Genomic DNA, 15,960 nt, shown 5'->3' with positions numbered 1-15,960 from the left:
TACCAACACTATTTACCTATATGGCGTCGCCAAGCTCTCTCTGTATACGCTAAAATCACATCATACGCTTTATCAAAGGCATGGCGTTCATCTTCGTTCATAGGAATTTCAATAATACGCTCTGCCCCGTTTTTACCGAGAACCGTCGGTACCGATGCATAACCACCGTTCTTTTCGTATTCACCCTGTAACATACACGCCACCGGCAACACACGCTTTTCATCATGTACAATGGCACGCCAAATACGAACGGCACAAGTAGAAACGCCAAACTCCGTACACGATTTACCGGCTTGCACAACAGCACCGCGATCCTTTACCGCTTCCAACATCGCTGCACGATCAAAGGACGGATACACATCCGGCTGTTCGCTTTGCAAAATATCCAAAGACTTACCGGCAATGGCCACCGCCGACCAAGGAATCATTGAAGAACTGCCATGTTCACCCATAACCCATGCATTCATGTCTAAATTATGAACACCCAATACTTTGCTGAGCATATGCTGAAAGCGTGCGGTGTCGAGACTGGTACCGCTGGAGATGACACGATTAGCCGGAAGCTCCATATATCGCTGCACAAAGGCAGCAATCACATCCGCCGGATTTGAAATAGATATGATGAACCCCTTAAAACCCGATGCTTTTAATTTGGGCAATACCTCTTCCAAGCAGTCTAACGTTACATCCAAGGTATCCAATCGATCCTGTTCTACCGTCGGTAGCGGTCCCGCTGCAATAAAGGCTACATCACAGTCGCCCATCTCCGTAGCCTCCACTGCACGAGCTCGAATTTTATGCGGCAAAAAGCTGCAGGCATCATTTAAATCCTGCGCTTCCGCTGTCGCCTTTTCTTTCTTTATATCACATAATAAAATTTCATCGGCTTCCCCTTGCGAAGCCAATGCAAAGCCCACATGGGATCCTACATTACCGGCACCGATAATACCTACGCTGCGTACCTTCATACTATCTCTCCTTTTTCTACCCTGTCCCTTTGAATTTACATGCAAGGAACCGACAATACATAATTTGTTATATTATAGCATAGATTTTCTGCCTTCGATTTTATCTTCATTCTATCTGATTAATTATAAAATGAAATTGAACACATAAAAGTCCATAGTAGTAACAACTGAAGCCGTATACGTATGCCACTATTCACAGCAAGTGTCACCACATCATAACTGGTATACATCATCATTGAATCACCTCCTAAAAATGGGCATAAAAATAGACCCTTATATTGAACTGAACCCCAAATGTTAGACATATTTGGGGTCAGTTCATATTTTTCAGGGTCTATTTTTGTATATTTACCTTTTCATATTCTTTGGGCCTTTCCTCTGCATCGGAAGAAAGAATCCGGTCACATTCTTCTAAAAAAGCTTCTATAATTTCCAAAGATTTAGGATCATGAGGATCATCGTAGATATCTAGAAATTCTATTCGATTTAACATAGTCTATTCACACTTTCTTACATAAAAAACGCCTTGATGACATCACTGTACCCACTACTTTGCCTGTATTCTAACACACTTTCTCTTATAAAGCCATATGCCTTTTATAGCTGTAGTTCTCTCTTATACGGAACAATACAAATTTGCTATAATAAACGCATAATAGAAAGGTGGGATACATATGGCAAGAACACATACGGCATGGTCGGTACCGCTTGCACTTTTTATCACTGTACTAGGTTTGTTAGGGGCACTGTACACCGGTACCTTCATCGGCTATCCCTTGGTCATCGGTTGGTTACTGGTAGCCTTGGCATTATGGGGTAAGGACTATCCCCTTCGCCGCTTATGTATTATGTCTTGGCATGGCATTTCCTCTACTATGCTAGTACTCCAGATTTTTCTTTTCATCGGTGCCATCACCGCCTTATGGCAAGCATCCGGCACATTGCCAACAATTGTCATCTACAGTTTGGAAAGCATTGTACCTTCCCTTTTCTTGCTGTCTTGCTTTATATTGCCGTCTGCCGTCAGCTATCTCATCGGCAGCTCATTGGGAACAGCCGGTACCATCGGCTTACCGCTGATACTTTTAGCACGTCTGGGACATGTCCCACTCGATATAGCATCCGGTGCCATTATCGCCGGTGCCTATGTAGGTGACAGAGCCTCCCCAATGTCATCCAGTGCGGCCTTGGTCGCCACCTTAACCAAAACAACCGTCCCCGATAATGTAGGCCCCATGTTCCGCACAGCGTTACCGGCACTCGTCCTGTCCTGTATATTTTACGGACTTTTCTCGTGGCGTTATCCCTTAGAAACAACCGATACAGCCTTGGCCACTTACATCGCCTCTACCTTCGTCATTTCACCATGGCTTCTCTTGCCGGCTGTAACCATTATTTTCTTGGTCCTATGCAAAGTCAAAGTGCGTATGGCCATGCTGATCAGTGCCGTTATTGCTTTTATCTTGGCCTACACTGTCCAGCATCAACCACTATCCCAACTACTCTATCAGACAATGATGGGCTTTCATCTTCCGGACCCTTCGCACCCCTTGTATACCATTTTTAAGGGAGGCGGCATTATTACCATGATTCCTCCGGCCATTGTCATTACCACTGCCTGCGCTTTATCTACATTGCTGGAAGAAAGCGGCCAACTGGAACAACTTCAATCCCTATACCATCGTTGTCAACACTGCTCTTCACTATTTGCCGCCCAATGCCTAACCGCCTTGGCTACCGCCGGCATCGGGGCCAACCAATCAGTAGCCATCGTAATGAACTATTTCTTAACCAGGACCGCATACAATACGCTCTCCCTTGCCGAGTCAGCCGCCGATACAAGCGATACATCTCACGAACAGCCTAATACAGATAGCACTCATCATAGTTCTAACCAACAACTTATGATGGATTTAGAAAACTCTGCTATCGTTATCGCGCCACTGCTTCCCTGGAATATCGCCGCCTTAGTGCCCACCGTCATGCTAGGCGTATCCATGACAGGATACCTTCCTTACGCGGCTTACCTCTATCTGTTGCCATTGTGCTATTGGTTGCAACTGCGGTTGAAGAATAAAGCGCATGTATAAACTTCGTTTTTCCAAAAAGAAAAAATAAAAGCCTTCTGCCAAGCGCAAGCTCATCCTCAAAGATATTATGATTGAAGAAACGGTCGCACTTTACAAATTGCGACCGTTTTTCATGCTGCAAAGACTATTATCTTGCCGACATGATAATGATGATAAGCGTATACGATACGCTCTAATGAACGCATTTCTTTCTCTGAAAGATAATTCTTAGTAATGCTCACATCGCTTTTTACAATCTTACCTTCCGGTGCTGCTGCCCAAGTAGTCAGTCCCATGTGTGGCTTGTCTGCATCTGCTCACTCATAAATCAGCTCTGCGGCTGTATGACCATGAACTGCATAATGCATCTTATTTTGAACCTTTGCAAAAAACTGCTTTGTTGTTTTTGCCGTGCGGTCATAATCAAGAGCTGTAGCATAGATATCTGTTATCTTCTGATAAAATCTATGCTCGGACAAACGAATTTCTCTAATCTGCTCAAGTAAATGATCGAAATATTCTACGGTAAGCACAGTACCACTATTTTTCAAGCGCTCATTATCTATAGCCCAACCTTTGATGGTATAATCCTTTGCAATCTGATTCACCCATTTTCTGAACTGTACCGCACGCTCAGAATTAACCTTAAAGCCTACAGCAATAATCATTTGAAGATTATAATGCTTTGTATCACGAGTCACCTGACGGGAACCTTCGATTTGAACTATTCGGAAATTCCGAATAGTTGTAGACTCTTCTAATTCACTATCTGCATAAATTTTTTTATATGTTCATTTATCGTTGGCAAACTAACATCATACAACGTAGCCATCATCTTTTGCGTCAACCATATATTTTCATCCTCGTAGCGCATCTCAATACTATCCGGCTGGTCACCGATAGAGGCAACATACGTTAAATATTCTGCCGCACTGGACCGGACAGTAATTGTATCTTTTTTCTTTTTCAATCAGAGCCCTCCTTTTTATAATTACTTGCTTCCATAATTGAAAAGCATATCCCAATTTACAACGTTAACCATCCTGTACATTTAATTATTTTATTGAATAATCACTATGAATGTATCACGGTCAAATATCTCAGTCAATTATTTAACCGTCCTTCTTTACCTTCAAAACCTGGTAATAGTTTAATAAAATACCTTGCGTCCTACATAATATAAATAAAGACGAGATACAAAAGCCTTCTGCCAAGCGCAAGCTTATCCCTTAAATATATTATGATTGAAGAAACGGTCGCACTTCACAAGTTGCGACCGTTTCTTTATATATTAAAAATCAATATGTTTACCTTATAGTAATATTTTATAATTTCACATTGCGATCAGAGGCCCATGGTTACTCCACCCGAACAAGCTTTGAAACTACCTCCACATGGCTCGATTGGTTCATCTTGATGTCGAGTGTATAGCCAGATTTGCGTTCGTCCGCGGGAACTGGTCAATGTGTGTTTTTGTCTGAAAACCACCTTTTTTTCAAGGCTTCGCTCTGAGGGAATATGTCCGAAGTCCCATCGTCCTAACATATCTATTGTTGCAATCAAAATTGTATATTGAATGTTCGGCTTTCTCTTTTCAATACACGATTTTCGTCCCCAATGTCCCGCTTTTCAATCTTTAATGTTCACTTTTTATATTTCTGATTTCTACTGTTCGGCTTATCAGGTATCGTCATTTCAATCTTCCCTGCATTAATATAACAATTTTATTATACATCACAAAAGCGTTGCCCTTCAATAAAAGTGTTGCCCTTCAATATTTTTATTTCTGAAGTTAATGTCAAGAAGTTTTCTGTCTTTCCTCTAGACGCGAATCTTTCGTAAACAAATAATAATCGTAACTTAAGAAATGTTTTCATAAAATTTCTCCTTGAAGCTGAAAAGGTGTAATGCTTACTATGGGATTTATCCCGACTTGGAAAACCTCATCAAAATTTGTCATTAAATTATTGAGCGACTATTTTTGTATTTTAAATCACCTGTCTCAAAGATCCGAATCAGACCTTTGAAACAGGTGATTTTTTTCTTATCGTTAGACTTGTTCGGCGTATTCAGGGAAGGTGATGGAGTTTTCCTTGAAGATATGGATGAAGATGTCGTCAAAGAGCTGTTCCATGACAACATACGTGTGGCGGAAGGTCGGGCAAGCATCTGCTGGTGGCATGAAGTTATCCGTCAATTCCTGGATTTCTTTGATGACGTCGCCGGCACCGGTATGCTCCGTTTCCAGGTCCTGGATAAGTGCCAGCGTCTGGCTGTCCGGATGCGGATGCTGGCGCATCAGCGGGAACACGAGCTGTTCTTCCTTGGCAAAATGTTCTTCCAGTTCTGCTTTCAGGCCGGCATAGAGATGATGAAGGCGCGTGAGCATTTTACCATGATGCGGATAATGGACGATAAGGATCTTGTTGAGGAGTTCTTCTGTTTCAGCCATGAGTCTGCGGTCTGTAACGTGATGCGTCGCTTCCAAATCGTCAAGCATCTCCGTGACTTTAAGCGTCTTGAACGCTTCGATATCGTCATGGACATCCCGCTGTGTCGCTTTTTTGGCAGCTACCTGATTGAGTTCGGCCAGGAATTTATCCACGTCCAGGCCCTTTTCACGGACAGCCATGGCAATGGGGTCATGGCCGCCACAGCAGTAATCAAGATGCAAACCATTAAGGAATCCAATTGTATTCGGATGGGCTTTTACAACGTCAGCTAAGGTCATGTCTTTCGTAATCATAGTATCGCTTCCTTTTCTCGCATAATCTATTTTCACGCATTGGTTTCTTGGAACATCTTGAGTATAACAGACAGCGGCAGGGGTATCCGTCGTATTTGCAACATAGAAATATTGGTCCTATGTCAATATTTAGTGCAACCTAAAATGAAAATATCGCCTTTGTATCAGCTGGCAAGTGATTTAGAGTGTTTACAGCGCGCTTTATACAATCGTTCAAATTCATCAGGAGAAAGAAAGTTGCAGTGGCTATGTGTTCTCACTGTGTTATAAAAGGCTTCTATGTACTCAAATACCAAACAGTATGCCTCGTGAAAATTATGAATTCTAAAACGATTAAGCCACTCTCGTTTTATCAAGGCATGAAATGATTCAATGCAGGCATTATCCCAAGGATACGCTTTTTTAGAATAACTACGTTGCATTTTCTTCGTTGCTTTCTTGTACTCATCTGCCACGTATTGGCTACCGCGATCGGAATGAATAAGTAGTGGGCTCGTAATGTTTCGCCGTTCTTTTGCTTTCGTAATTGTCTTGACGACACAAGATACATCAAGTCGCTTGGAAAGAGTCCAAGCGACAATCTTGCGGGAGTACAAGTCCATAATGCTCGTCAAGTATACAAATCCGTTGACCGTCCAGATATATGTAATATCGGAACACCAAACAGCCTTAGGTGTATCTGGGTTGAACTGCTCTTGCAAAATATTCTGTAGTTCCTCGCCAAAGTTAGAATGTTGTGTGGTAGCAATCCATGGTTTTACCCATTGTGCCCGAATACCGATTTGGCGCATATAGGTGGCGGAGGCTTGCCGCCCTTCTTTTTTAGCAGCCTCCGTCTTTTTAAAAACTTCTGTATAAACAGAGCGTGTTATTTTCCCAGAATGCCGATGGCTTTTTTTAACACATCAAGTGCGTCCTTAGTATCACGGAGTTCGCGGCGGAGTCGAGCATTTTCTTTTTCTTCATCTGAGGCATAATTACCAGAACCACGAACAACAATATCTCCAGATTCTCTGAATTCCTTTACCCATTTGCTTAATGTGCTGTAACTAATTCCAAGATTTTGCGCACATCCTCGCATTCGAAGGTCTTGATGGTCCTCATAATACCGGACCGCATCCAGTTTAAATTGTTTGTCATGTTGTTTTGCCATTGTGAAATCCTCCTGAATAATCTATATCTATTATACTTCAATACGTGTATGTAGGATTTCTCATTTTGGCTTGTACTATTTATATACTAGCTCCATTTTTCTAATTCATTTTTCTGGCATCTACCTGGCGCACTCGACATATAAAATCATCTATGTTGAGGTCTCGACCCCTACTATGCCATCAAATTCAAAGTTCCGTAAAACAAATATCTATGTTGTTTTACGCATTCATTTCGAACACTGGCAATTCAATACTTCAGTAAAAATCTAGACCTTGTGATGAAATAATTTTGCCACAGCCTCAACCTATCTAGTGGCGTTAATTCAAGGTTTTTGGAATATATAGTAGGGCGAAAATTTACATAACACTACATCTTGCGTGACATCAATGCTACCGCCTCCACATGGCACGAGACAAGCACCTGAATGTCTGGATTCCGTACACATTTCCGCCCGTTCGCGGGAACTGCTCTAAGCCGAAAATCGACGTTTTTACACCTGCTCTCCGTTTGCGGGAACTTGTCCACGTGCTTTTTCTACCTATAATACGGCGGGCTTGAGGGAGGCCATCGTCTCGACCTGCCCTCCTCGGCTCGATCGGTTTATGATCAAGGTCTAGCCCCAGTATGCCGTTAACTTGGTCGGTATCTTGGTCGCTTATCTTAGTCGGTCACCGATCAAGTTGCTTTCTCCTGTACCTTTGATTTCGGCTGTTAGGCTTGTCGGGAATTGTCATTTAGATAGATAAGGTAAAATATATTTCGCAAATTCAATTTCATAAAAAATAGACATAGTCTATTGCCGCTAGTACAATTAAGTTACCACACCAAATTCGTAAGGAGGCAATAGACCATGTTTAGTAATATTATACAACTTAACGAGGATCTTATAAAGAATAATTTAAAGGATCTTGTACGCGACAGCGTAGAAGAAACACTGAATGCCCTGCTCGACCATGAGGCGGACGAGCTTGTCCGTGCTGGCAAGTATGAGCGGACGGGAGACCGTAAGTGCTACCGTTCCGGTCATTACGAGCGAAATTTCGGCACGACTTCCGGTGAAGTCAAGTTGCGCGTGCCCAAACTCAAGGGCATCCAGTTCGAGACGGTCATCATCGAACGCTACAAACGCCGTGAATGCTCGGTCGAGGAAGCCCTTATTGATGTGTACCTTGCCGGCGTATCCGTGCGCCGTGTCGAAGATATCACAGAAACGCTTTGGGGCACGAAGTCTCTTCGGGCACCATCAGCAACCTCAACCAGAAGGCGTACAAGCACATCGAAGAATGGCGTCAGCGTCCTTTAACGGGCGAATACCCATACGTTTACGTCGACGGCATTTACCTCAAGCGCTGCTGGGGTGGTGAGATTCAGAATGTATCCGTTTTGGTCGCTATTGGCGTCAACAAAGACGGATTTCGTGAGATCCTCGGTGCAGCGGAAGGTATGAAAGAGGACAAGGAAAGCTGACTGAACTTCTTCACCTGGCTCAAAAGCCGGGGCCTTACAGGCGTGCGTCTCGTTGTCGGCAATCAATGCCTTGGTATGCTGGAAAGCATCCCTGTGGTCTTTCCTAAAGCCAAATACCAGCGCTGCACGGTCCATTTTTACCGGAACGTCTTCACGGTGACGCCAAAGACTAAGATGAAGCAGGTTACCTTGATGCTCAAAGCAATCCATGCGCAGGAGAGCAAAGAAGCAGCTCAGGAAAAGGCGGTGTCCATTGCAGCCAAGCTCCGCGAAATGAAGCTCTTGTCCACAGCCAAGAAGGTTGAGGAAAGCGTTGGCGAAACCTTGACTTACATGGATTTTCCTACCGAACACTGGAGTCGGATCCGCACGAATAACTTGCCGGAACGAGTAAATCGCGAGATACGCCGCCGTACAAGGGCCATTGGTGCATTTCCTGACGGCAACAGTGCGCTGATGCTCATCTGTGCCAGACTTCGCCATGTTGCCGCCTCAGAATGGGGTTCGAAGCGCTATATGGACATGGAACATCTATTCAAGATGGAAATTGAGCAGCCAGCTGACGAGGAAAATCCATACATTTGATGCCGATGATGCCGATATTTACTGGCGGATGAAATGAATTTGTGAAAGAATCTTGACACTACCCGATGTGTTCGAAATCTTGAAGAATTATATAGAAGCACCATTTGAAGAAACACTGCCATTTTAGTTTGGCGTATAAAGAAAGCCCACAGAAGTGATCAGCTTCCGTGGGCTTTCTATAGTATGTATTATTGTATATCCGTCAATTCTAATTGTCTAAAAGACTCGTTTTTAAATCGGTTAATACTTAGATCAATATATTCCTTGCTCATTTCTATGCATACTGATTTGATATTTTTCTTATTAGCAGCCAATCCCGTAGTATAGCTGCCAGAAAATGGATCAAGAACCACATCACCCTGGCTAAGATGATCTATCAGCAGGTTAGGGACATCTTCCGGATACGGTGCATCATGTCCCAAGACATTTTTTCCCTTAACATACTTAATAAACGGTTTGATTTTCTTAACCTCGGAGCAAAGTCCCGCAAAGTGATCATCCAGTTCTCCTTTTGAAAATATCAGTACATGTTCCCAACAATTCAACGGAGCCTGATAGTATGGCGTGTTATTGCCCTGGTTGAAGTTCCTGTTTCCCTGAATTTCTCCTTTATCCCAAATGATATTTCCTTTTATTTTAAACCCAAGGCGTCTAAAGAGGTCAATTGTATACGCTCCAAGGATCATTCGCTTATCGCCCATGGCGGAAAATACAATATTTCTCTCATTATCAAAGTAGTCAAAAATGTTGTAAAGGAAAACTCCGCCTTCTTTTAAGGTTCTATACACTTCCTTCGCAATATTACGCATATCAAATAAGTAGCAATATATATTATCCCACTGAGAATATGACTTTGCATTATAGTACGGCGGTGAAGTAACTGCTCCATTAAAGATTTCATCTGGCATCATTGAAAGTATTTTCCTCGAATCCCCATTAATTAATGTATTTTGATCCGAGAGCTCGTAGGTAAAATCTTTCAAGCATATTTCTTCAGTTTCATTGTTATCATAGCCGAATCTATGAAAATAAGGCGAAGCAATGAAGTTGGTATACACATCTGCTTCGATTCTTTCCACTTTCGCTTCTTTAATAACTCGATCCAAATAGTCCGTTCCATTATTGAGGGTCTTTGAAAGTACTTCTACGGTGTCACCTGCATAGCTGTAAAAGCGAATAGCCATATCAAAAATTTCTTCGTATGCATTTATTGACACACTATCTAAATGCCACTTCGCTAAAATGTCAGATGGAATTTCATTTCGAACATCTTCCATCGCTCGTTGTCTTCTATAAGAAACATATGTAAATCTTTTGCCCCTATTGTATTTACTTCTATCTGGACATAAAGGATTTTTGCACTCCCAGCTTCTGACATTAAGAATTGGATATGAATTTCCTTGGACATTAAGACTTCTGCATGCGGGACAATTAATCGGCCGCTCATCTCGAACATTCTTTTCAAGAATTAAGGTTAAAACATACCCCGACTGGCCATCTATTTTAACAATAAAACAATCCTTAAAAACAAATCCTTCTGCCGCAAATTCAAAGTGAGCCAGTTTTTGATCCAAATTTTTAATGTAACTTGCAGTCTGCTCAGCTACCTTCTTACTTCTGAAATACATCCTATCGATTGGATGATATTCATGTTTCTCCGCAAATAAAATCAAATCGGCATAGAGTTCCCACTGAACGTCATTTCCATTAATCTCACCTAACGGCGGAATCGTCAAAATGATATCAGTATGGTTGTCCAACTTGTTAAAGTATTCTCTGATATAGTTACAATAGTAATTGCAGCCATCTTCATATTTGTCTGTGAAACGGTCCGCATCTACTTCAATGAAACATAATGATGAAGTTCTTTGTGAGAAATCCGGATACTGTCGATTCAATAAATCAATGTAGTCAGTATCCCAATCCTGTTGTTTCGAGAAAAACAGGTCTACGCATTTCTTTTCAAAAAGGTTATAAAAAGCTCTTGCAAAGATTGCCTCAACAACTTCTGCGGCTTTCTTATCACTACTTATCACCTCTAATAATGCATCCTTGCTTTGTTCGAAAGTGACCACCTCGAACGCTTTTTCTAACTCTTCATTGTGAATTCCAGTCGCATGTAAATATTCTATATATCCATGCTTGTTAGAAGATGTCACAAACTCATGTATCGCTTTTTTAAGATTATAATTTAAGGTTATGCGCTGTTGAAAAGCAACATCTAGAATATGCTGATATTGCTTTTTGCATAAATCTAACTTCTGGTTAATGGATTCTGCAATTACCTCATCATATTCAGTTGATATATTAAAGCCATGATTTCTCGCGTAGGTGATAAGTTTTGCACTTTCACCTAATACGTTTTCATTTGGCTTCCAATTATTTTTGAGTATTCCACAAAAATGATTTAAAAATGTATCCACGTATATTCCTCCAGTTTCGCCTATTATACCAAAAAGACACTCCCTAATCAACAGAAATATTCGATTTTGGAATATTTTATGTGTTATTATACAATATTTTCAAAGGAGAAGTGTGCCTATGAAAACAATCTATGATAAACGATACATTTTAGTGCTGAAATTACTAAAAGAGTATCGCATAAACTCGAAAATGACACAACAAGAACTAGCTACATTATTAGACTCTGATCAAGCATATGTCAGCAAATACGAGTCCGGGCAGCGCCGCTTAGACATTATAGAAACACGATCTATATGCGAAGTATTAGGCATTTATTTTCCAGACTTTGTAACTGAACTAGAAAAACTTATACAGGAGGAAAATAACAATGACTGATGATTTTAATAAAATGATTGCATCTTTCCCTGAGGATGATTCTGAATGGACAGAAGCAAATTGGAAGTCTTTATTAGAAGGCCTCGTTGATGACGGACTGATGAACTACAGGGAAATTACTACTTGTGTTTTGGGTATGATCAATCCTCCACAAGTAGGCACCTCCATTGCTTCAAACAAGTCTTTCCAGTCTCACTATCCGCCTCGTAAATGTTGGGAAACGGTACGTGAATGGTTCTACAAGCAGGATGGAAAATGTGTAGATTGTAATACACGTTTCGATTTGCAGGCAGATCATATTGTTCCCCGTGAGGAACTAGGTGGTGAAGCAGACTATGTTGATAATCTTACATTAAGATGCAGAAGATGCAACGTTGTAAAACGTCCTTCTCATAAAAATGGTGGTAAGACATTCCTTACTGCTGAAGCTGCTTTGATGTGGATTCTGCTAACAAAACAGCCCTCAACATATCAGGAATACAATGATTTATGCCGTGAATATGGTTTAACAATGGCTAATATTCGTTTCCAGGAAGCCTGGGCAATGGCACATTGGCTTGAACGCGTAGGTCTTTATAAAATAGATCCATCTTCTAAGTATTAATCCTAATTCATATGTATCAAATAATCTGAGCATTAAAAGAGACCTCTGTTATTGGTGTGCACCCCGTCAATAGGGCACGGAAAAAAATAATGGATTTGCGGTTTGCTTGAGTGGCGAGCCGCTTTTTTATGCGGCAATATAATGGTTATGGTATTCCTGCGGTGTCATAATGCTCAGGTGACGCTGCAGTCGTTCGAAATTGTAGTAATGCAGGTAGCGTTCCAGTGCGCTTACTAGATCATTACGGCTTTTATACAGGTGCTTGTAGTACATCTCTTGCTTCAAGATGCCCCAGAAGCCTTCCATCGGACCGTTATCTGTGCAATGACCGACACGTGACATGCTCTGTACCATGCCATGCTTCTGGAGCTGTACGTGGAAATCTCGGCTTGTGTACTGAAACCCTCTGTCGCTATGTAGTAGCGGATGGGCATCTGGATTGCTCCTCATGGCATGGTCTAGGGTATCCAATACGAGCTTGTTGTCATTGTGGTCACCAATCGCATAACCTACGGTTCGGCGATCGAAAAGATCGAGGATGGCGCTCAGGTAGAGTTTTCGCGTATCCTGTCCGTCCTGGAACTTGAACTCGGTTGCGTCCGTGACCCATTTCTCGTTCGGACGTTCAGCGCGGAAGTCTCTTGCCAGTATATTTTCAGCGATGTATTGCGGCTTGGATGCATGGCGCGTACAACAGTTACGCGGATGCTTTATGGTGGACTGTATCTGCTCTTTGCGCATCAGGCGTAGCACACGCTTGTCGCTGACATGCTCACCATAACGCCGGTTCAAGTCATCGCGTATGCGGCGGTAGCCCTTGTCGGTATGCTGCTCATAGATTTCCAAAATCTCCTGTGCCAGCCTGTCATTCGTCAGCTCACGCTGACTCTTCGGTCCGTTCAACCAGTGGTAATAGGCAGACCGGGTTATCTGCAATGCATCACACAGTTCCTGGATTTTTTTTAGGACATCACGCTCAATCCTGAGCATCCAGTTCTGATGTTCGAGTTCAGCTACGCGGTCGCGCAGCGCTCCTTCCGGTGTGCGGCTCGGCATTGAACCAATGCGCTTGCCTCGACGGTCTTGCAGACCGGCCTTTCCCATCTGGCGGTATTTCCTAGCCCATTGGTAGACCTGCTGATAGGATACCCGGTATTTCAAGGCTGCCTCGCCATAGTTGTTGTCGTGAGCAATACAATACTCTACAATCTCCAGTCGTTCCTCTTCGGTCGTTTTGCGTGTCTTCGTCATGACAGTACCGCCTCCTGATCGCAGTTTGAATTCATCATGACTATTATAACGCTTAATCCAAGCACGTAGCCTGTTAACTGATTTGATACGGTATTTTGTACATATCTGCGTTGCAGTCCCCTTGCCGGACAGATAGTCTTGCACGGCAGATCACTTCAGTTCAGGAGAATATGATTTGTAATGCTTGCCCGGGGCTAAACCGTATGCATCATCTGATTGGTATGCCAAAAACCAATCGCGTATAAAAGCCATCACGAAATCCGACACGCTTTCACCAGATGGGATACAGAAACGCCTGGAAGAATTACAGCAAGAGCTTATCACAAAGGCAAACAATCGTCAGGCTTATGATGCCATTGCCGATGAAATTTTCCGCCTACGGGATCAAAAGGAAAAAGCCGAAAATAATCTGCGCAGCCAGAAAGAAGTAGCTGAACGCATTAAAACTTTGCAAGAATTCATAAAAAGACAACCTTCAAACCTTACGGCATTTGATGAATCATTAGTTCATAAGCTTATTGAAAGAATTACGGTGTTTCCAAAGCACTTCACTGTTGAATTTAAATCCGGCATAAGCGTAGACATAAATGAATAAGAGCAGGCACTCACCATAAAAAGGGAGCACCTGCTCTTTTTTTCTAATTCATTTTTCTGGCATCTACCTGGCGCACTCGACATATAAAATCATCTATGTTGAGGTCTCGACCCCTACTATGCCATCAAATTCAAAGTTCCGTAAAACAAATATCTATGTTGTTTTACGCATTCATTTCGAACACTGGCAATTCAATACTTCAGTAAAAATCTAGACCTTGTGATGAAATAATTTTGCCACAGCCTCAACCTATCTAGTGGCGTTAATTCAAGGTTTTTGGAATATATAGTAGGGCGAAAATTTACATAACACTACATCTTGCGTGACATCAATGCTACCGCCTCCACATGCGCAGTCATCGGAAACATATCCACCGGTTGCACTGCTTCCAACCGATAGCCTTTTTCTTTCAGAATAGCAATATCCCTTGCCATTGAGGCAGGATTGCAGGACACGTACACGATGCGTTTCGGTGCCATCGCCGCTGCTGCGTACAGCACCGGCTCTTTACAGCCGGCACGGATAGGATCAAAGACAATAACATCCGGTCGCACACCGTCCTTGTAGAGAGTAGGCATAGCCTCTGCTGCATCGGCTACCATAAACGTTGCATTGGTAAAGCCATTGCGTTTCGCATTCGCCCGTGCATCAATAATAGCCGGTTCCACAATTTCAATACCAATGACTTCCTTTGCCTGCCGTGCCAAGCACAATGAAATCGTACCGGTACCGCAATAAGCGTCAATAACTGTTTCTTCTCCGGTAAGCGCCGCAAATCGCAACGCTTCATCGTACAACACTTCGGTCTGTCGCGGATTGACTTGGAAAAAGGAATGCGCCGACAAGCGGAAATCCAATTCTTCAATACTATCGTTGATATATTCATTGCCCCAAAGTAATGTATTCTTGTGCCCCATGATAACATTGGTTTTCTTTGGATTGTAATTTAAAACAATGGATTTTAGTTTTGGAAAAGCCTCCGTCAAACGATTGACCCAAGTATCCTGCTCCGGCAACTGTTTTGTAGCTGCCACAATAATGAGCATCCACTCTTCATTTTCTTTACCTTCGTTGGCAACACGACCAATGATGTGGCGTACTACGCCCGTTTCACGCACTTCATCATACGGCGCAATGCCGGTATCCTTCATAATGGAATAGCATACCTTCGCCATTTCATTATTCGCTTCCGATTGGATATGACAATCTACATACGTTACGATATCGTGCGATCCGCGTGCGTAAAATCCCATGGCCAGCTCACCGTTAGAACTCCCTACGGGCATTTGCATCTTATTGCGATACTGCCACGGATTCACCGGTCCCAAGGTCGATCGCACCAAATTCGGATCATCACCGGCAATGCGTTCGATGACATCCTTTACCTTTTGTGTTTTCAACGCTAATTGCTCTTCATAACTTACATGCTGCAGCTGACAGCCACCGCAAGTACCGTACACCGAGCATCGTGGCTCAATGCGATGCGGCGAAGCCACGTCAATCGTTTCAATCGTTGCCGTGGCATAATTTTTCTTAACCACATCTACCTTAGCCTGTACTGTTTCGCCGGGTAACGCAAAGGGAACGAATACGGTAAAGCCTTCAACGCGACCAATGCCCTCGCCGTTGCTTCCCATGCCGTGAATCGGCACCGTATACGTCTGACCCTTTGCGACAGGTACAGCCAGTTTTCGTTTCCCCATAGTTTATGTCATCCTTTC

At 42.7% G+C, this 15,960-nt stretch carries 13 protein-coding genes and 2 pseudogenes; 5 read left to right on the top strand and 10 right to left on the bottom strand.

What is annotated here, in order from left to right; translation table 11 throughout:
* Positions 1 to 8: 8 nt before the first annotated feature.
* Entirely contained in the window at positions 9 to 968 is a 960-nt protein-coding gene (locus tag Q5873_RS03405; protein WP_303059232.1) for a lactate/malate family dehydrogenase, read from the bottom strand.
* A 674-nt stretch (positions 969 to 1,642) separates the two neighbouring features.
* Between Q5873_RS03405 and Q5873_RS03400 the strand changes: the two genes are divergently transcribed.
* Complete coding sequence (locus Q5873_RS03400) at positions 1,643 to 3,058, top strand: Na+/H+ antiporter NhaC family protein (RefSeq protein ID WP_303059230.1); 1,416 nt, start codon at positions 1,643 to 1,645, stop codon at positions 3,056 to 3,058.
* Positions 3,059 to 3,168: 110 nt separating this feature from the next.
* Here the strand turns inward: Q5873_RS03400 and rhuM are convergent.
* The 6 genes and pseudogenes from rhuM to Q5873_RS03375 form a co-directional block, all read right to left on the bottom strand.
* Positions 3,169 to 3,780, bottom strand: a pseudogene (gene rhuM, locus Q5873_RS03395) (RhuM family protein).
* A 14-nt stretch (positions 3,781 to 3,794) separates the two neighbouring features.
* Positions 3,795 to 4,007: a virulence RhuM family protein gene (locus tag Q5873_RS03390; RefSeq protein WP_303059229.1), complete on the bottom strand. Its 213-nt coding sequence runs from the start codon at positions 4,005 to 4,007 to the stop codon at positions 3,795 to 3,797.
* 673 nt (positions 4,008 to 4,680) lie between these two features.
* Positions 4,681 to 4,752 carry a Fic family protein gene (locus Q5873_RS09660; RefSeq protein ID WP_353885620.1) on the bottom strand — a complete coding sequence of 24 codons (72 nt, stop codon included), beginning with the start codon at positions 4,750 to 4,752 and terminating at the stop codon, positions 4,681 to 4,683.
* A gap of 335 nt (positions 4,753 to 5,087) precedes the next feature.
* The gene (locus tag Q5873_RS03385; RefSeq protein WP_303059227.1) at positions 5,088 to 5,783 is read right to left on the bottom strand and encodes a DUF542 domain-containing protein; all 696 of its coding nucleotides are present in this window, start codon (positions 5,781 to 5,783) and stop codon (positions 5,088 to 5,090) included.
* 164 nt (positions 5,784 to 5,947) lie between these two features.
* A complete protein-coding gene (locus Q5873_RS03380) occupies positions 5,948 to 6,655 on the bottom strand; it encodes an IS3 family transposase (RefSeq protein ID WP_303059344.1) in 708 nt (235 codons plus the stop codon).
* Positions 6,652 to 6,936, bottom strand: a complete 285-nt coding sequence (locus Q5873_RS03375; protein WP_028255174.1) for a transposase — start codon at positions 6,934 to 6,936, stop codon at positions 6,652 to 6,654. The genes Q5873_RS03380 and Q5873_RS03375 overlap by 4 nt, the downstream gene beginning before the upstream one ends.
* 852 nt (positions 6,937 to 7,788) lie before the next feature.
* Here Q5873_RS03375 and Q5873_RS03370 point away from each other — a divergent pair.
* Positions 7,789 to 8,990 (top strand): annotated as a pseudogene (locus tag Q5873_RS03370) (IS256 family transposase).
* A 188-nt stretch (positions 8,991 to 9,178) separates the two neighbouring features.
* Here Q5873_RS03370 and Q5873_RS03365 read toward each other — a convergent pair.
* Entirely contained in the window at positions 9,179 to 11,413 is a 2,235-nt protein-coding gene (locus Q5873_RS03365; protein WP_303059225.1) for a DNA-methyltransferase, read from the bottom strand.
* Between the two features lie 118 nt (positions 11,414 to 11,531).
* Between Q5873_RS03365 and Q5873_RS03360 the strand changes: the two genes are divergently transcribed.
* Complete coding sequence (locus Q5873_RS03360; protein ID WP_303059223.1) at positions 11,532 to 11,789, top strand: helix-turn-helix domain-containing protein; 258 nt, start codon at positions 11,532 to 11,534, stop codon at positions 11,787 to 11,789.
* Positions 11,782 to 12,393: an HNH endonuclease gene (locus Q5873_RS03355; protein WP_303059221.1), complete on the top strand. Its 612-nt coding sequence runs from the start codon at positions 11,782 to 11,784 to the stop codon at positions 12,391 to 12,393. The genes Q5873_RS03360 and Q5873_RS03355 overlap by 8 nt, the downstream gene beginning before the upstream one ends.
* Before the next feature lie 126 nt (positions 12,394 to 12,519).
* Here the strand turns inward: Q5873_RS03355 and Q5873_RS03350 are convergent, their stop codons facing one another.
* Entirely contained in the window at positions 12,520 to 13,644 is a 1,125-nt protein-coding gene (locus Q5873_RS03350; RefSeq protein ID WP_303059219.1) for an IS3 family transposase, read from the bottom strand.
* Between the two features lie 184 nt (positions 13,645 to 13,828).
* On the opposite strand from Q5873_RS03350, the gene Q5873_RS03345 reads away from it, so the two are divergent.
* The gene (locus tag Q5873_RS03345; RefSeq protein ID WP_303059217.1) at positions 13,829 to 14,239 is read left to right on the top strand and encodes a hypothetical protein; all 411 of its coding nucleotides are present in this window, start codon (positions 13,829 to 13,831) and stop codon (positions 14,237 to 14,239) included.
* 311 nt (positions 14,240 to 14,550) lie between these two features.
* Here the strand turns inward: Q5873_RS03345 and rlmD are convergent, their stop codons facing one another.
* The gene (gene rlmD / locus Q5873_RS03340) at positions 14,551 to 15,942 is read right to left on the bottom strand and encodes a 23S rRNA (uracil(1939)-C(5))-methyltransferase RlmD (protein ID WP_303059216.1); all 1,392 of its coding nucleotides are present in this window, start codon (positions 15,940 to 15,942) and stop codon (positions 14,551 to 14,553) included.
* Between the last annotated feature and the right edge of the window lie 18 nt (positions 15,943 to 15,960).

It is taken from the genome of Veillonella magna, from assembly GCF_959600285.1.
GTDB classification, from domain to species: domain Bacteria; phylum Bacillota; class Negativicutes; order Veillonellales; family Veillonellaceae; genus Veillonella_A; species Veillonella_A magna.
This window is presented reverse-complemented; position numbering and strand designations above follow the sequence as displayed.